This is a genomic window from Nocardioides sp. cx-169 (genome assembly GCF_021083605.1).
Classification (GTDB): Bacteria; Actinomycetota; Actinomycetes; order Propionibacteriales; family Nocardioidaceae; genus Nocardioides.
Window position 1 is genome coordinate 52,215 of sequence record NZ_JAJNRO010000014.1, and the last position, 16,856, is coordinate 69,070.

Annotated in this window: 17 protein-coding genes; 14 read left to right on the forward strand and 3 right to left on the reverse strand. The window is 73.0% G+C overall.

The genetic code is table 11. The annotated features are described in order from the left end of the window. The first annotated feature begins 7 nt into the window (after positions 1 to 7). On the forward strand, positions 8 to 1,150 hold the full coding sequence (locus tag LRP67_RS17970) for a D-alanine--D-alanine ligase family protein (protein ID WP_231271533.1): 1,143 nt from the start codon (positions 8 to 10) through the stop codon (positions 1,148 to 1,150). A gap of 6 nt (positions 1,151 to 1,156) precedes the next feature. Here LRP67_RS17970 and LRP67_RS17975 read toward each other — a convergent pair whose 3' ends face one another. Continuing rightward, positions 1,157 to 1,675 (reverse strand): DUF3515 domain-containing protein, encoded by a 519-nt coding sequence (locus tag LRP67_RS17975; RefSeq protein WP_269211777.1) that lies wholly within the window; start codon positions 1,673 to 1,675, stop codon positions 1,157 to 1,159. A gap of 7 nt (positions 1,676 to 1,682) precedes the next feature. After that, positions 1,683 to 1,919 carry an Lrp/AsnC family transcriptional regulator gene (locus LRP67_RS17980; RefSeq protein WP_134738580.1) on the reverse strand — a complete coding sequence of 79 codons (237 nt, stop codon included), beginning with the start codon at positions 1,917 to 1,919 and terminating at the stop codon, positions 1,683 to 1,685. A gap of 115 nt (positions 1,920 to 2,034) precedes the next feature. On the opposite strand from LRP67_RS17980, the gene LRP67_RS17985 reads away from it, so the two are divergent. Continuing rightward, on the forward strand, positions 2,035 to 2,988 hold the full coding sequence (locus LRP67_RS17985; protein ID WP_231271534.1) for a thiamine-phosphate kinase: 954 nt from the start codon (positions 2,035 to 2,037) through the stop codon (positions 2,986 to 2,988). Positions 2,989 to 3,165: 177 nt separating this feature from the next. On the opposite strand, the gene rpmB is transcribed toward LRP67_RS17985, so the two are convergent. Continuing rightward, positions 3,166 to 3,351 (reverse strand): 50S ribosomal protein L28, encoded by a 186-nt coding sequence (gene rpmB, locus LRP67_RS17990; protein WP_134738582.1) that lies wholly within the window; start codon positions 3,349 to 3,351, stop codon positions 3,166 to 3,168. Between the two features lie 151 nt (positions 3,352 to 3,502). Between rpmB and LRP67_RS17995 the strand changes: the two genes are divergently transcribed. The 12 genes from LRP67_RS17995 (at position 3,503) to LRP67_RS18050 (ending at position 16,794) form a co-directional block, all read left to right on the forward strand. After that, a complete protein-coding gene (locus tag LRP67_RS17995; RefSeq protein ID WP_231271535.1) occupies positions 3,503 to 5,164 on the forward strand; it encodes a DAK2 domain-containing protein in 1,662 nt (553 codons plus the stop codon). A 10-nt stretch (positions 5,165 to 5,174) separates the two neighbouring features. Continuing rightward, positions 5,175 to 7,406 carry an ATP-dependent DNA helicase RecG gene (locus tag LRP67_RS18000; RefSeq protein WP_231271536.1) on the forward strand — a complete coding sequence of 744 codons (2,232 nt, stop codon included), beginning with the start codon at positions 5,175 to 5,177 and terminating at the stop codon, positions 7,404 to 7,406. Positions 7,407 to 7,413: 7 nt separating this feature from the next. Then, complete coding sequence (rsmD, locus tag LRP67_RS18005) at positions 7,414 to 8,001, forward strand: 16S rRNA (guanine(966)-N(2))-methyltransferase RsmD (protein ID WP_231271537.1); 588 nt, start codon at positions 7,414 to 7,416, stop codon at positions 7,999 to 8,001. A 9-nt stretch (positions 8,002 to 8,010) separates the two neighbouring features. After that, positions 8,011 to 8,511, forward strand: coding sequence for a pantetheine-phosphate adenylyltransferase (gene coaD, locus LRP67_RS18010; protein WP_231271538.1), 501 nt, complete (start codon positions 8,011 to 8,013; stop codon positions 8,509 to 8,511). Between the two features lie 124 nt (positions 8,512 to 8,635). Beyond that, complete coding sequence (locus tag LRP67_RS18015) at positions 8,636 to 9,157, forward strand: DUF177 domain-containing protein (RefSeq protein WP_231271539.1); 522 nt, start codon at positions 8,636 to 8,638, stop codon at positions 9,155 to 9,157. 74 nt (positions 9,158 to 9,231) lie between these two features. Further along, positions 9,232 to 9,417, forward strand: a complete 186-nt coding sequence (gene rpmF / locus LRP67_RS18020) for a 50S ribosomal protein L32 (protein ID WP_149751386.1) — start codon at positions 9,232 to 9,234, stop codon at positions 9,415 to 9,417. Between the two features lie 16 nt (positions 9,418 to 9,433). Further along, complete coding sequence (gene rnc / locus LRP67_RS18025; protein WP_231271582.1) at positions 9,434 to 10,177, forward strand: ribonuclease III; 744 nt, start codon at positions 9,434 to 9,436, stop codon at positions 10,175 to 10,177. A gap of 1 nt (position 10,178) precedes the next feature. Then, the gene (gene mutM, locus LRP67_RS18030) at positions 10,179 to 11,066 is read left to right on the forward strand and encodes a bifunctional DNA-formamidopyrimidine glycosylase/DNA-(apurinic or apyrimidinic site) lyase (protein WP_231271540.1); all 888 of its coding nucleotides are present in this window, start codon (positions 10,179 to 10,181) and stop codon (positions 11,064 to 11,066) included. A gap of 78 nt (positions 11,067 to 11,144) precedes the next feature. Further along, positions 11,145 to 11,351, forward strand: a complete 207-nt coding sequence (locus tag LRP67_RS18035; RefSeq protein ID WP_231271541.1) for a hypothetical protein — start codon at positions 11,145 to 11,147, stop codon at positions 11,349 to 11,351. 68 nt (positions 11,352 to 11,419) lie between these two features. Beyond that, complete coding sequence (locus tag LRP67_RS18040; RefSeq protein ID WP_231271542.1) at positions 11,420 to 12,661, forward strand: MFS transporter; 1,242 nt, start codon at positions 11,420 to 11,422, stop codon at positions 12,659 to 12,661. A 132-nt stretch (positions 12,662 to 12,793) separates the two neighbouring features. Further along, positions 12,794 to 16,351: a chromosome segregation protein SMC gene (gene smc / locus LRP67_RS18045; protein ID WP_231271543.1), complete on the forward strand. Its 3,558-nt coding sequence runs from the start codon at positions 12,794 to 12,796 to the stop codon at positions 16,349 to 16,351. Further along, a complete protein-coding gene (locus LRP67_RS18050) occupies positions 16,348 to 16,794 on the forward strand; it encodes a thioesterase family protein (RefSeq protein ID WP_231271544.1) in 447 nt (148 codons plus the stop codon). Before smc ends, LRP67_RS18050 begins: the two co-directional genes overlap by 4 nt. The last annotated feature ends 62 nt before the right edge of the window (positions 16,795 to 16,856 follow it).

Consider the following 16,856-nt stretch of genomic DNA (forward strand, 5'->3'; position numbering starts at 1 on the left):
CGTCGCGATGAACGCCCCCAACGCCGCCCCCCCGACGGAGAGCCGCAAGCCCCGAGTCGCCGTCGTCTTCGGTGGTCGCTCCAGCGAGCATGCGATCTCCTGCGTGACGGCCGGGAGCGTGCTCCAGGCGATCGACCGGGACACCTACGACGTGGTGCCGATCGGCATCGCTCCCGACGGCCGCTGGGTGCTGGAGAGCGGCGACCCCGAGCGGCTGCGCATCGAGGGGGCCGACCGGCTGCCCCACGTCGACGGCGATCGCGCGCCGGTCGCGCTCGCGCCGGGCGCGGGGTCGACCGACCTGGTCGTCTCGGAGCCGGCCGCCCCGCCGCGCACCCTGGGGGAGGTCGACGTCGTCTTCCCGCTGCTGCACGGTCCCTGGGGCGAGGACGGCACGATCCAGGGGATGTTCGAGATGGCCGGCGTGCGCTACGTCGGCGCCGGGGTGCTGGCCTCCGCGGTCAGCATGGACAAGGCCTACATGAAGGTCGTGCTCGGCGCCGCCGGCCTGCCGCTGATGCCGAGCATCACCGTCACCGCGCGCGAGTGGGAGACCGCACGGTCCTCCGTACGCCACCGGGCGGCGGAGCTCGGCTACCCGCTCTTCGCCAAGCCGGCCCGCGGCGGCTCCAGCATCGGGATCTCCAAGATCCATGACGCCTCCGAGCTCGAGGGGGCCGTCGAGGCCGCGCTGGCGCACGACCCGAAGGTCCTCATCGAGGTGGCCGCCGAGGGCGCCCGCGAGGTCGAGTGCGGGGTCCTGCAGCGCTTCGACGGCGGCACCGACACCAGCGTGCCCGCGGAGGTGCGGGTCACCGGGGACCACGAGTTCTACGACTTCGCGGCCAAGTACCTGCCCGAGGAGCACACCGAGCTCGACGTGCCCGCCGACCTGCCGCAGGAGGTCGCGACCCGGCTGCGCGCACTGGCGGCGCAGGCGTTCGAGGCGGTGGGCTGCGAGGGGCTGGCCCGCGTCGACTTCTTCCTGCACCCCGACGGGTCGCTCGTCGTCAACGAGATCAACACGATGCCGGGCTTCACGCCGCTGTCGATGTTCCCGCGCATGTGGGCCGCGACCGGCGTGCCCTACCCCGAGCTGGTGGACCGCTTGATCCGGCTGGCCCTGGCGCGCGACACCGGCCTTCGCTGAGCCCGCTCACAGGCAGGTCGCGTCCGCCTCGTCCAGGCTGTCGCTGACCGGCCCCGCGAGGTCGGCGAGCGCCTCGGCCACCCCGTCCGGGCGGTAGTCCGAGGGGATCTCCAGCGACACCAGCGGGTCGTGGCTGACCGCCCAGACGGTGATGTCCTCGTCCTGCTGGTCCGCCTCGAGCAGGTCCGGGGGAGCGAGCCAGCCCACGCCCAGTGCCACCTCGCACTGCCAGGTCTCGTCGTACGCCGGCTCCTCGGCGCCGCAGGTCAGCACCAGCGCCGGGTCGCCCCAGGCGGCGCCCAGGGCGTCCTCGGGCTCCACGTCGACGCGGTCGTGGCCGGCCACTCTCTCCGGCAGCGCGGCCAGCAGGTCGCGGCACGCGGCCGTGTCGGCCTCGTCGAGGTCGACCGACTCGATCTCGGGGGCACCGCAGGAGGTGAGGGCGCCCGCCAGGAGGACGGCGGACGCAAACGCGACGACGCCCCGGACCCCACGGGGCCCAGGGCGTCGGTCGAAGGTGCTCAGGTCGGCCTCAGATGTGGACGACGGGGCAGGTCAGGGTGCGGGTGATCCCGTCGAGGGTCTGCACCTTGGCGACGACGAGCTTGCCCAGCTCGTCGACGTTGCGCGCCTCGGCGCGCACGATCACGTCGTAGGGCCCGGTGACGTCCTCGGCCAGCGTGACGCCCTTGACCGCCGCGATGGACTTGGCGACCTCCGCAGCCTTGCCGACATCGGTCTGGATCAGGATGTACGCCTGGACGACCATGGGGGTCTCCCTCGAATCTCGTGACAGCTGCGACGGGCGGTGTGACGGTCAACCTATCGCGCCCGCGGTGAGTGTCCATAGCCGCCCGGAGGCCGCGATCTGGTGGGATGCCTGCATGACCTTCCCGCCCGACGCGACCCTGGCCGATGCTGGTGAGTTCGGCCTCATCTCCGAGATCGTCGGGCTCTTCCCGCAGGGGGAGCACGTCCTCATCGGCCCGGGCGACGACGCGGCCGTGCTGCGCGTGCGCACCGGCCACGTGGTGGTCTCCACCGACCTGATGGTCGAGGGCCGGCACTTCCGGCGCGACTGGGCCAGCGCCGAGGACGTGGGGCACCGCGCCGCGGCGCAGAACCTCTCCGACCTCAACGCCATGGGTGGACGCGCCCACTCCCTGACCGTGGGGTTGGCCGCGCCCCCGGACCTGCCGGCGCAGTGGGCGCTGGAGTTCGCCGCCGGGTTCGCCGCCGAGTGCGGGCTCGTCGGCGCCAGCGTCGTCGGGGGAGACGTGACCCGCGCGGACGAGATCGTCATCGCGGTCACCGTCATCGGCGCCTGCCTCCAGGCACCCGTCGTACGCTCCGGCGCCGAGGCGGGCGACGTCCTGGCCCTGACCGGTCGCCAGGGCTGGGCCGCCGGCGGCCTCGCGGTCCTCGGCCGCGGGTTCCGCTCGCCGCGCGTCCTGGTCGAGGCCTACCGGCGTCCCGAGCCGCCGTATGACGCCGGGCCGGTCGCCGCAGCGGCGGGCGCGACCTCGATGATCGACGTCTCCGACGGCCTCCTCGCCGACGCCGGCCACCTCGCCGCCGATTCCGGGGTCGCGATCGACGTGCACCGCGGCGCCTTCGAGATCCCCGAGCCGCTCGTCGCGGTCGGCGCCGCGACCGGCGCGGACCCGCTGTCCTTCATCCTCGGCGGCGGCGACGACCACGCGCTGCTGGCCACCTTCCGCGACAGGGCCTCCGTCCCCGACGGCTGGCAGGTCATCGGGGACGTCCTCGCCGGCCCTATGGGCGTCACCGTCGACGGTGGCGCGTACGACGGGCCCACCGGCTGGACGCACTTCTAGCGGATCGCATGAGTCACGAGATTCACCGGGCACCCGGTGAATCTGGTGCCTCCCCTACGAAGTTTCGTACGGGAGCCGTGAGTTTCACCGGGCACCCGGTGAAACTCATCGAGCGCCCGGAGACGCAGAAACGGCCGCCACCCGGAGGTGACGGCCGTGACGGCGGGACTGCTCAGGTCAGCGGGAGACCTTGCCGGCCTTCAGGCAGCCGGTGCAGACGTTGAGGCGCTGGGGCGTGCCGTTGATCTTGGCACGGACGCGCTGGATGTTCGGGTCGAAGCGGCGCTTCGTGATCTTGCGCGACCACGGACGGTTGTTGCCGAAGCCGGGCTTCTTGGCGCAGATGTCGCAGACGGCAGCCACGGTGATTGACTCCTGAGTAGTGGTGACAGACAAGGGGCCCGCTCGGCGGGCAACCGCACAAGAGTATCCGAACCGCGCCGGAGCCGAAAATCGTGCGCCTCCCACTACTCTGTGGCCACCGACACCCGACCCCCGCGACCCTAGGCAGGCGATGGAAGAGACACCCCGCAGCGGCCTCATCGAGCTCGCGGTCGTGCTCCGGTTCGTCGACATCGCCACGGACGCGCTCGCGCAGGCGCGCGAGGAGATCGACGCCCTCAACGTCTACCCGGTGCCGGACGGCGACACGGGCACGAACATGTTCCTCACGGTCTCGGCGGCCCGCGACGCGATCCGCGAGGTCGTCGAGGGCGGCGCCGACCGCGACGTCGCGCTGGCCGCGTTCGGCCGCGGCGCCCTGCTGGGCGCCCGCGGTAACTCGGGGGTGATCCTCAGCGAGATGCTGGGCGCGATCGCGCGGCGGATCTCCGCGGCGGCGCCGGGGGAGCGCAACGCCGAGATCATGGCCGACGCGCTGCACCGGGCGACCGAGGCGAGCTACGCCGCCGTGGGCCGGCCGGTCGAGGGCACCATGCTGACCGTCGCGCGCGCGGCCTCGGAGGCCGCGGTCGCACTGGCGGGGGACCCGCAGGTGCGCGCTCGCGACGTGTTCACGGCGGCTGCGCGGGCGGCCCGCGAGGCGCTGGCGCGCACGCCCGAGCAGCTCCAGATCCTCAAGGACGCCGGGGTGGTCGACGCCGGCGGTCGCGGCCTCAGCGTGATCCTGGACGCGGCCGAGACCGCGCTCACCGGGCGACGACCGGTCCCGGTCGCCAACCCGATCGGCCGGCACGCGATCCCGATCCCCCTGACCGACAGCCTCCCGGCGGGCGACCTGAGCCCCGACGGGCCGGCGTACGAGGTCATGTACCTGCTGGACGCCGCACCGGAGGCGCTCCCGGCGCTGCGGGAGACGCTGGACGGGCTGGGCGACTCGCTGGTCGTCGTGGGCGGCGAGGGCCTGTGGAACGTCCACGTGCACGTCGACGACGTGGGCGCCGCGATCGAGGCCGGCATCGAGGCCGGGCGACCGCACCGGGTGCGCGTGACCCACTTCGCCGAGCAGGTCGCCGCCCGCCACGGCGCCGGCCACGAGCGCGACGGGCGCCGGATCGTCTCCGTGGCAGCCGGGCCGGGGCTCGCGGCGCTGTTCGAGGAGGCCGGCGCGCTCGTCGTCCCGGGCGGCCCCGGGCGGCGCCCGTCGACCGGCCAGATCCTCGAGGCGATCACCGACTGCGGTGCGAGCGAGGTGGTGGTGCTGCCCAACGACGCCGACTCCGTGCGGGTGGCCCAGATCGCGGGCCAGATGGTCGAGAACGACCCCGCGCTCGCCGGCCGGGTCCGCGTCGCGGTGATCCCGACCCAGGCGCAGGTGCAGGGGCTCGCGGCGCTGGCCGTCCACGAGCCGGCCCGGTCGTTCGAGCAGGACGTCCTCGAGATGACCGCCACCGCGCGCCACGCCCGCCACGGCGCGGTCACGATCGCGGCGCGCCAGGCGATGACCATGGCCGGCCCGTGCGAGCCCGGCGACGTCCTCGGGGTCATCGCCGGCGACTTCGCGGTGGTGGGCCGCGACCTCGACGAGGTGGCCACCGGCGTGCTCGCCCGGCTGCTCGCCGGCGGCGGGGAGCTGGTGACCCTGGTGTCCGGCGCCGGCGGCGACGGCCTGGCCGAGCGCGCGGCCGCGTGGGTGGACGAGCGCCACCCCCATGTCGACGTCGTGGTGTACGACGGGGGGCAGGAGCGCTACCCGCTGCTGCTGTCCGTCGAGTGAAGGGCCCCGCGTGATCAGTCTCGACTCCCCGGTCGCCGCCGTCTTCGGCGACGCCAAGCACAAGCGCGACAAGATCGTGAAGAACCTCGGCATCGTCACCGTAGGCGACCTGCTGCGCCACTTCCCTCGTCGCTACATCAAGACCGGCGAGCTCACCCGGGTCGAGGACCTGCAGGTCGGCCAGATGCTCACGGTGGTGGGGGAGATCGCCGAGAGCAAGCCGCGCACCTACACCGACCGCCGCACCGGCAAGCCGGCCTACCGCCTCGAGACCGTGCTGCGCACCGACGGGCCGTCGCTGCGGATGACCTTCTTCGCCAAGAACGACTGGGTCTCCAAGTACCACCAGCGGCGGCTCCCGATCGGGCGCAAGGGCCTCTTCATCGGGCAGGCGGGGCACTTCAACAACCAGTGGCAGCTCACCAACCCCACGATGGTGCTCTTCGGCGGGCCCGACGACGACGAGGAGATGATCCGCCCCGACCAGCTCCGCGGGCTCTACCCGCTCTACCCGCTCACCAAGGGCGTCGACCACTGGGACTTCCAGCGTGCCATCGCCTTCGCCCGCAGCGTCGTCGAGCCGCCGGCGGAGCTGCTGCCCGACGAGGTCCGCGAGGCCTACGACGTGATCGACGCCGTCCAGGCTCTCGACTGGATCCACGGGCCCGACGACTTCGAGCAGGTCGCGAAGGCACGCCGCCGCTACCGCTTCGAGGAGGCCCTGGTCACCCAGCTCGTGCTCGGCCGGCGGCGCCGTGCGGTCCGCGCCCTCGGCGCCCGCGAGCGCACCGGTGGCGACGGCGCGCTGCTCGCGGCGTTCGACGCGCGGCTGCCCTTCACCCTCACCGACGGCCAGCGCGAGATCGGCCGGCAGATCGAGGCCGACCTGGCCCAGCCGCACCCGATGAACCGCCTGCTCCAGGGGGAGGTCGGCTCGGGCAAGACGCTCGTCGCCCTGCGCGCGATGCTGCGCGTGGTCGACTCCGGTGGCCAGGCAGCCCTCCTCGCGCCGACCGAGGTCCTGGCCCAGCAGCACTATCGCTCGATCACCGCCATGCTCGGCGACCTCGCGCTCGGCGGCATGCTCGGCGGACCCGCCGAGGGCACGGCGGTCGAGCTGCTCACCGGCTCGATGACCAAGTCCCAGCGCACGGCCCCGATGTCGCGCCTGGCCAGCGGAGAGTCGGGCATCGTGATCGGCACCCACGCCCTGCTGGAGGACCGCGTGATGTTCGCCGACCTCGGCCTGGTCGTGGTCGACGAGCAGCACCGCTTCGGCGTCGAGCAGCGGGCCGCGCTGACCGGCAAGGCGGTCGTCCCGCCGCACGTCCTGGTCATGACCGCCACCCCGATCCCGCGCACCGTCGCGATGACCGTCTTCGGCGACCTGGAGACCTCGGTGCTGACCGAGCTCCCGGCCGGTCGCGCGCCGATCCAGACCAACGTCGTCAACCTGCTGGAGCACCCGACCTGGGTCGACCGGGTGTGGGAGCGCCTCCGCGAGGAGGTGGCGAAGGGGCACCAGGCCTACGTCGTGTGCCCGCGCATCTCCGGCGACGAGCTCGAGCAGGGCGAGCAGGACGAGCCGGAGCTCGACGAGGACGGCAACCCGGTCACCGTCGACCGGCCACCCCTGGCCGCCGTGGAGGAGGTCGTGGCCGAGCTGAGCGAGGGTCCGTTGAAGGGGTTGCGGGTCACCGCGCTGCACGGCCGGCAGGCCCCCGACGCCAAGGACGCCACCATGCGCGCGTTCGGCGCGGGGGAGATCGACGTCCTGGTGTCGACGACCGTGATCGAGGTCGGTGTCGATGTCGCCAACGCCACGACCATGGTGCTCCTGGACGCGGACCGCTTCGGGGTCTCCCAGCTCCACCAGCTGCGCGGCCGCGTCGGCCGCGGCGGACACCCCGGCCTCTGCCTGCTGGTGACCCACGCCCCGGTCGACTCCTCGGCGCTGGAGCGCCTGGACGCGGTCGCGTCGACGACCGACGGCTTCGAGCTGAGCCGGGTCGACCTCGAGCTGCGCCGCGAGGGCGACGTGCTCGGCCGCTCGCAGGCCGGCGGACGCTCCGGCCTGCAGAACCTCCGCGTCCTGCGCGACGAGCAGACCATCCTCGAGGCCCGTGCCGCAGCCGAGGACCTGCTCGACCGCGACCCCGACCTGCTCGGGAGTCCGGCGCTGGCCGTCGAGGTCGCCGACCTGGAGCTGAGCCAGCAGGGCCAGTTCATCGAGAAGTCGTGAGGCGCCCGTGACCAGAGTCATCGCCGGACGCGCCAAGGGGCGCCGTCTGGCCACGCCCAAGGGCGACGCCACCCGCCCCACGAGCGACCGGGTGCGCGAGGCGCTGTTCTCCGCCGTCGAGTCGTGGGCCGGCTCGCTGCACGGCCTACGGGTCCTCGACCTGTACGCCGGCAGCGGGGCGGTGGGGCTCGAGGCCTGGTCGCGCGGGGCCGAGGCGGTCACCCTCGTCGAGCAGGATCGCCGGACCGCCGCGCTGGTGGCCGACAACGCCCGAAGCATCGGGTTCCCCGAGGCCGACGTGCGCGCCTCGTCGGTGGCGGCGACGCTGCGCCACCGCCCGGCGGCGCCCTACGACGTGGTGTTCAGCGATCCGCCGTACCCGCTGCCCGACGACGCGGTCGCCGCCGACCTCGCCGCGCTCGTGGAGCACGGGTGGCTCGCGCCCGGTGCCCTGGTCGTGGTCGAGCGCGCCAAGCGAAGCACCGAGCCGGCTTGGCCCGCGGGGCTGGTCGGCGAGCGGTCCAAGCGCTACGGGGAGACCGTGCTTTGGTACGGTCACGCCGCCCCCGCTGAGGCGCCGGGCCAACCGAGCTGAGGAGTCGCCGTGCGCCGAGCCGTCTGCCCGGGGTCCTTCGACCCCGTCACCCACGGCCACCTGGACATCGTGGCCCGAGCCTCGAGGCTCTTCGACGAGGTCATCGTCGCCGTGGGCGTCAACCAGTCCAAGAGCCGGCTGTTCTCCGCCGAGGAGCGCATCGCGATGCTCGAGCGGGCGTGCGCTCCCTTCGCCAACGTGCGCGTCGACGGGTTCTCCGGCCTGCTGACGACCTACTGCGCGGAGCACGACGTGGTGGCCATCCTCAAGGGCCTGCGCGGCGTCTCCGACTTCGACTACGAGCTCCAGATGGCGCAGATGAACGCCTCGCTGACCCGGGTCGAGACGGTCTTCGTGTCGACCAGCCCCGAGCACGCGTTCGTGTCGTCGAGCCTGGTCAAGGAGGTCGCGACCTTCGGCGGTGACGTCTCGGCCTATTTGCCGGACTTCGTCCACGCCGCGCTGTCCGAGCGGCTGGCCCAACGACAGGCCGCCACCGGGCAGGGCTGAGCGGGCCGCGACGACGGCTGCGTTTTGCCCCTCCTGTGACCGGCGGATACCATTCCTGTGATCTGTTGTGTGCCCGGAACCTGAAAGTGATCCACTGAGCAAACTGGACCCGAGAGCGCCGCTCGTGCTCGACACTCGCGAGCTCGGCCGCCGCCCGGGGTCCCAGCGCGAGGTGTCACTGACGGTCCCGGCTCCGCCAGATCTCGGCATCGAAGTCCTCCACGTCCCCGAAGGCGCGCCGGTCCAGCTGGACCTGCGCATCGAGGCGGTCATGGAGGGCGTCCTGGTCACGGGTGAGGCGCAAGCCGCGCTCGAGGGCGAGTGTGTGCGGTGCCTGGAGCCGATCGACGACGAGATCGACGTACGGTTCCAGGAGCTGTGCCTCTACGACGACCAGGTCGCCCCCGGGGAAGCTCCCGAGGACGACGGGGTCAGCATGCTGCAGGACGACCTGGTCGACCTGGAGCCCCTGCTGAGGGACGCGGTGGTGCTCGCACTACCCTTCCAGCCGGTGTGCGAGGACGACTGTCCCGGGTTGTGCGTCGAGTGCGGCGCGCGGCTGGCGGACGATCCCGAGCACTCGCACGAAGCCGCGATCGACCCGCGTTGGGCGGGGCTGACCGCGCTGAAGCAAGACGAAGACTGACCAGCAGCTAACCTGAGCTGTTCCAAGCTGTCAGAGCCTGACCGGGCCCCCGGTCGACGTATGAGGAGATCACAGTGGCTGTCCCGAAGCGGAAGATGTCGCGCAGCAACACGCGCCACCGTCGCTCGCAGTGGAAGGCCGTCGCGCCGACCCTGGTGACCTGCGCCAACCCCGCCTGCGGTGCCAAGCACCTCCCGCACCGCGCGTGCGGGACCTGCGGCCAGTACGGCGCCAAGGCCGACCGTCGTCAGGTCCTCTGACCTCGTCGCCAGTCCGCTGACCGACTACGGCGAGCTCCGCAGCGCGCTCGGCGACCCGATCCTGGATCCCGAGCTTCTCGAGCGCGCCCTCACGCACCGCTCGTACGCCTACGAGAACGGCGGGCTCCCGACCAACGAGCGCCTGGAGTTCCTGGGCGACTCGGTGCTCGGCGTCGTCGTCACCGAGACCCTCTACCTCGCCCACCCGGACCTCTCCGAGGGCCGGTTGGCCAAGCTGCGGGCCGCGGTGGTCAACGCGCGCGCCCTGGCCGAGGTCGGCCGCGGCATCCGGTTGGGTGAGTACGTCAAGCTCGGTCGCGGCGAGGAGGCCACGGGTGGGCGCAACAAGGCGTCGATCCTCTCCGACACCGTGGAGGCGGTCATCGGGGCGATCCACCTCAGCGGCGGCGGCATCGCCGCCTCCGCCGAGGTCGTGCACCGGCTGTTCGACCCGCTCCTCGAGGCCGCGTCGGCCATGGGGGCCGGGCTCGACTGGAAGACCTCCCTTCAGGAGCTGGCCGCCGAGCACAGCCTGGGCGTGCCCGAGTACCTCATCGAGGACGAGGGACCCGACCACATGAAGACCTTCACCGCCCGCGTGCGCGTCGGGGACGGCATCTACGGCGAGGGCGTCGGTCGCTCCAAGAAGGAGGCGGAGCAGGCCTGCGCCGAGACCGCCTACGGCGACATCATGCGCGTGCTCTCCGCCCGCGTCGGGGTGACCGACGCCGCCGCCGGCGCCGAGCCCCCTCCCGACTGACGTGCCCGAGCTGCCCGAGGTCGAGGTCGTCCGCGCCGGCCTCGAGCGCCACGTGCTCGGCGCCACGATCACCCGCGTCGAGGTGCTCCACGAGCGGTCCGTGCGCCGCGACCCGCGCGGACCCACCGGCTTCGCCGAGGCGCTGACCGGCCGCCGGATCGAGGCGGCCCGCCGTCGTGGCAAGTACCTCTGGCTTCCGCTCGACAACGGCGACGCGCTGCTCGGCCATCTCGGCATGAGCGGCCAGCTGCTGGTCCAGCCGCCGATTCTGCCCCCGGAGCGGCACCTGCGCGTGCGCCTCGACCTCGACGGCTCCGCCGGGGGCCGCGGCCTGCGCTTCGTCGACCAGCGGATGTTCGGCGGGCTCTCGGTCTCGGCTGGGGGAGCCGAGCTGCCCGCGGAGATCGCGCACATCGCCCGCGACCCCCTGGACCCGCTCTTCGACGACGCCGAGTTCGTACGCCGGGCGCGTCGCCGCACCGCGGGGGTCAAGCGGCTGCTGCTCGACCAGGGCCTGGTGTCCGGGATCGGCAACATCTACGCCGACGAGGCGCTGTGGCGCGCGCGGATCCACGGCGACCGGCCGGGCGACCGGCTGAGCGGGCCGCAGCTGCGCCGCCTGCTCGGCCACGCCCGGGAGGTGATGTCCGAGGCACTCGGCCAGGGTGGGACGTCCTTCGACTCGCTGTACGTCAACGTCAACGGCGAGTCCGGCTACTTCGACCGCTCGCTGCACGCCTACGGCCGCGAGCAGGAGCCCTGCGACCGCTGCGGCACTCCCATCCGCCGGATCGCCTTCATGAACCGCTCGTCGTACTTCTGCCCCACCTGCCAGCCGGCCCCGCGGCGGCGGCGCAGCGTCCCGCCCGTGGTGCCGCTGGCAGATTGACCGCACGCGGTGTTGGTGGGACTCTTGAAGACGGCCCACCTGGGCCGTCCATCCTCTCGAGACCGGAAGGCTCCATCCATGGCCAAGGCGCTGATCGGCTACCTGAACAGCGACCTGCGAGACCCCCGCCTGGCGGCCGAGAACGCCCGCCTGCGCGCCCGTGTGGGAGAGCTCGAGGACCTCGTCCTCCGGCTCACCGAGGAGAACGGCCGGCTCGTCGCGTCGCGCGCGGCGGACCTGCTCGACCTCGAGCCCGCGCACCTGCAGGAGATGCAGCCCGCCTGAGCCTTCGGGCTCCCACGCAGGCAGACCGCTCCGACCACGCCGGTCGGCGGCACTAGCCTGTCGACCTTGTGAGCCGCATCCTCGACACCGTCGCCCCGCGCCGGCTCGGGGTCCCGTTCCGTTGGGTGCTCGCCTCGTCCTGGGTGAGCCAGGTCGGCGACGGGATCGCGCTCGCGGCCGGCCCGCTGCTGGTCGCGTCGCAGACCGACGAGGCCTTCCTGGTCGCCCTCGCCGCGCTGCTCCAGTGGGCGCCGCCGCTGCTCTTCGGGCTGTACGCCGGCGCGCTGACCGACCGCCTGGACCGCAAGCTCATCGTGGCCGGGGTCAACCTCGTGCGGATCGCCGTCCTGATGCTGCTCACGCTGTCGGTGGCAACCGACATGGTGTCGATCTGGCTGGTGCTGCTCGCGCTGTTCCTCATCGGCACCGCGGAGATGTTCGCCGACAACGCCGCGAGCACGCTCCTGCCGATGATCGTGCACCGCGACGATCTCGCGATCGCCAACGCCCGCATCACGACGGGCTTCATCACCGTCAACCAGCTGGCCGGGCCGCCCGTGGGCGCGGCGCTGTTCGCGGCCGGCATGGCCTGGCCGTTCGCGACCCAGGCGCTGCTGGTGCTCGTGGGGCTGTCGCTGTTCACCCAGGTGCGGCTGCCGCCGCACGGACGCGACCCGGCCGCGAGGACCCACATCCGGCACGACATCGCCGAGGGCTTCCGGTGGGTCCGCCGCCACGCCGCCGTCCGGACCCTGGTGCTCACGATCTTCACCTTCAACATCACCTTCGGTGCGGCTTGGTCGGTCCTGGTGCTCTATGCCACCGAGCGTCTGGGTCTGGGCGCGGTGGGCTTCGGACTGGTCACCACCGTCACCGCCGTCGGCGGGCTGCTCGGGACGCTGACCTACGGGTGGCTCACCCGCCGCGTCTCCCTGGGCGACATCATGCGGGTCGGGCTGGTCCTGGAGACGCTCGTGCATCTCGCGCTGGCGCTCACCACCAGCCCCTGGGTGGCGATGCCGGTGTTCTTCGTGTTCGGGACGCATGCGTTCGTCTGGGGCACCACCTCGACCACGGTCCGCCAGCGCGCCGTGCCCCTCGAGCTGCAGGGACGGGTGGGCTCGGTCAACCTGGTCGGCGTCTTCGGCGGCCTGGTCGTCGGCGCCGGCATCGGCGGCCTCCTCGCTCAGCACCACGGCGTCACCGCGCCGTTCTGGTTCGCGTTCGCCGGCTCCGCGGTGTTCCTCGTGCTCATCTGGCGCCAGCTCACCCACATCGCGCACGCCGACGAGGCGCCGGTGCCCGGCTGAGCGGGCCGTCGTTCCCCGGATGCGGGCCGGAGGAAGGTAGGGTGAGGCGCGCTGAGCTTCCCCCGCGACGGGTGCGACCCACCCGCGCTTCAGTGCCGTAGATGCCCTGTCCACCACTGATGGAGTCTCGCGTTGTACCTGAAGAGCCTGACCCTCAAGGGGTTCAAGTCCTTCGCCTCCTCGACCACGCTCCAGCTCGAGCCGGGCATCACCTGCATCGTCGGTCCCAACGGCTCCGGCAAGTCCAACGTCGTCGACGCGCTCGCCTGGGTCATGGGCGAGGCCAGCGCCAAGTCGCTGCGCGGCGGCAAGATGGACGACGTCATCTTCGCCGGCACGTCCGGGCGACCGCCGCTGGGCCGCGCCGAGGTGCTGCTCACGATCGACAACAGCGACGGCGCGCTGCCGATCGAGTACGCCGAGGTGACGATCAGCCGCACGATGTTCCGCAGCGGCGGGTCCGACTACGCCATCAACGGCACCTCCTGCCGGCTGCTCGACGTCCAGGAGCTGCTCTCCGACTCCGGCATCGGCCGCGAGATGCACGTCATCGTCGGCCAGGGCCAGCTCGACCAGATCCTGCACGCGACCCCCGAGGACCGCCGCGGCTTCATCGAGGAGGCCGCAGGCGTCCTCAAGCACCGCAAGCGCAAGGAGAAGGCGCTGCGCAAGCTCGACTCCACCGACGGCAACCTCAACCGACTCACCGACCTGCTCAGCGAGATCCGCCGCCAGCTCAAGCCGCTGGGGCGCCAGGCCGAGGTGGCGCGGCGCGCGGCCGGCGTCCAGGCCGATGCGCGCGACGCCCGAGCCCGACTCATGGCCGACGACCTGGTCACCGCCCGCACCGCGCTCGAGCAGGAGATGGCCGACGAGACCATCCTGGTCGAGCGGCGCGAGCAGGTGGAGGCCCAGCTCGCCCAGGGCCGCGAGGCCGAGGCGGCACTCGAGGCGGCCCTGCGCGAGGACCTGCCGGCCCTGTCGCGCGCCCAGGACGTCCAGTACGCGCTCAACGGCCTGCGCGAGCGCCTGCGCGGCACCCAGTCGCTCGCCGCGGAGCGGGTCCGCAACGCCGCTGGCATCACCGAGACCGAGCTCCAGCAGGGCCGTGACCCCGACGAGCTCGAGGCCGAGGCCGAGCGGGTGCGCGTCCGGGAGCAGCAGATCGCGGCGGAGGTCGACGCCGCTCGCACCGGCCTCGAGGAGGCCGTGACCGCACGCCGCACGGCGGAGGACGCCGCGGCAGAGGAGGAGCGCCGCGTCGCCGGCCTGGTGCGCGCCGCCGCCGACCGGCGCGAGGGGCTCGCCCGGCTGCACGGCCAGGTCAACGCGCTGAGGTCCCGCGCCGCCGCCGCCGACGACGAGATCGGCCGGCTGAGCCTGGCCCGCGAGGAGGCCGTCGCCCGCGCCGACCGCGCGCAGCGCGACTTCACCTCGCTGGAGACCAAGGTGGCCGGCCTGGACGCGGGGGAGGAGGGCCTCGACGCCGAGCACGAGGCCGCCAGCAACGCGCTCGCCGACATCGAGGATCGCCTCGCCAAGACGCGCGAGGAGGCACTGCAGGCCGACCGCGACCGGTCGACCCTGGCCGCCCGCAAGGACGCCCTCGAGATGGGCCTCAACCGCAAGGACGGCGCCGGGGCGCTGCTCGCGGCCACCGACTCGGTCTCGGGCCTGATGGGCTCGGTCGCCGCGCTGCTCACCGTGCGCAGCGGCTTCGAGACCGCGGTCGCCAGTGCGCTGGGCTCGGCCGCCGACGCCGTGGCCGTCACCGACGCCGGGTCGGCCGTGGCGGCCATCGGCCATCTCAAGGGTGACGACCTGGGCCGCGCGGGGATGCTGCTCGGCGGGCTCGCCGAGACCGACGACCGGCCGTGGCCCGCCCTGCCCGGCCATGCGTCGTACGCCGTCGACGTCGTCGAGTGCCCCGAGACCCTGCGTCCCGCGCTGACGCGGCTGCTGTTCAAGGTCGCCGTCGTCGAGGACCTCGCGACCGCCCAGGCACTGATCGCCGACCTGCCCGACGTCACCGCGGTCACCCGCGAGGGCGACGTCCTCGGCGCCCACTTCGCAGCGGGCGGCTCCAGCAGCCAGCCGAGCCTGATCGAGATCCAGGCGGCCGTCGACGAGGCGGCCTCGATGCTCGCCGAGGCGGTCGCCTCCGCCGAGCGCCTCACCTTCGACCTGTCCCGGCTCGAGAGTGAGCGGCTGGAGGCGCAGAAGCGCGCCGACGTGGCGCTGGCCAAGCTGCACGAGTCCGACGCGACCCTGGCCGCCGTGGCCGAGGAGCTTGGCCAGTACGGCTCCCAGGCGCGCTCCGCCCGCGGCGAGGCCGACCGGCTCACGCAGGCCATCGAGAAGGCCCAGGCCGCCCGTGCGCAGGACCTGGCCGGCCTTGCCGATCTCGAGGCCCGTCTGGCCACCGCCGAGGACGCGCCCGACGAGGAGCCCGACACCTCCGAGCGGGAGCGGCTCGTCGAGGCCGCCAAGGCGTCGCGCCAGGCCGAGATGGACGCCCGGCTGGCGCTGCGCACCCACGAGGAGCGCTCCCGGGCACTGCACGGCCGGGCCGACAACCTGCTGCGCGCCGCTCGCACCGAGCGCGAGGCCCGTGCCAAGGCCGCCCAGCGTCGTGAGCGGCTGCTGCGCGAGGGCCGCGCCGCGGAGGCGGTCGGCGTCGCGACGTCCTACGTCCTGTCGCGCCTGGAGGTCTCCATCCACCAGGCCACCGTCGCCCGGCAGCAGGTCGAGCAGTCCCGCAGCGGCCGCGAGCGCGAGCTGCTCGAGGTCCGGGGCACGCTGCGCCAGCTGACCAAGGAGCACGACGAGCTGGTCAACTCCGTCCACCGCGACGAGATGGCCCGCACCCAGCAGCGGATGCGGATCGAGCAGATCGAGGAGAAGGCCCTCGAGGAGCTCGGCCTGGACGCCGACGGGCTGGCCCGCGACTACGGCCCGGACCAACCGGTGCCGGCGACGACGCCCGACGAGGAGGGCAACCTCCCCGACCCCGTGCCCTACGACCGCGAGGAGCAACAGAAGCGGCTGCGCAAGGCCGAGCGCGAGCTGACGACGCTCGGCAAGGTCAACCCTCTGGCGCTCGAGGAGTTCTCCGCGATGGAGGAGCGCCACAAGTTCCTCACCGAGCAGCTCGAGGACCTCAAGCGCACCCGCAAGGACCTGCTCGACATCGTCCGCGAGGTCGACGCCCGGGTCGAGACGGTGTTCACCGAGGCCTACGCCGACGTCAGCAACGCCTTCGACTCCACGTTCGCGCGGCTCTTCCCCGGCGGCGAGGGGCGGCTGGTGCTCACCGACCCCGGCGACATGCTCAACACCGGCATCGAGGTCGAGGCGCGACCCGCCGGCAAGAAGGTCAAGCGGCTCTCGCTGCTCTCCGGCGGGGAGCGCTCCCTGGTCGCGGTCGCGTTCCTGGTCGCGCTGTTCAAGGCCCGGCCCTCGCCGTTCTACATCCTCGACGAGGTGGAGGCCGCACTCGACGACACCAACCTCGGGCGGCTGCTGGAGATCTACGAGGAGCTGCGCGAGAACTCCCAGCTCCTGGTCATCACCCACCAGAAGCGCACGATGGAGGTCGGCGACGCGCTCTACGGCGTGACCATGCGCGGCGACGGCGTCTCCGCGGTCATCAGCCAGCGGCTGCGGGATCAGGATGGCGGGGCCGCGTGACCCACCGCCCCACCCGTGCCGACTACGTGGCCTGGCGCACGGTCACGACCCGCTGGCGCGACGACGACGCCTACGGCCACCTCAACAACGCCACCTACTACGAGCTGTTCGACACCGCGGTCAACGCCCACCTCTACGAGGCCACGGGGCTCGACGTGCGAGCCCTGCCGCAGATCGGCGTCGTCGCGGAGACCTCGTGCCGCTACTACCGCGAGCTGGGCTTCCCGGCGCCCATCGAGACCGGCCTCGTGGTCGACAAGGTCGGCACCTCGTCGGTGGTCTACCGGATCGGCCTCTTCCAGGGCGCCGGCGACGACGCAGCGGCCGAGGGGCGCTTCGTGCACGTGTACGTCGACAACACCGACCCGGCGCGACCCGTGGCGCCGGTCCCCGACGCCATCCGCGCGGCCGTACTGCCGCTGCTCCGACACGCCGCCGAATGACGCTCCCCACCGCGGGTGTGCGACCGTGGATCGTGGGGTACAGACCCACCCGCATCGACGTC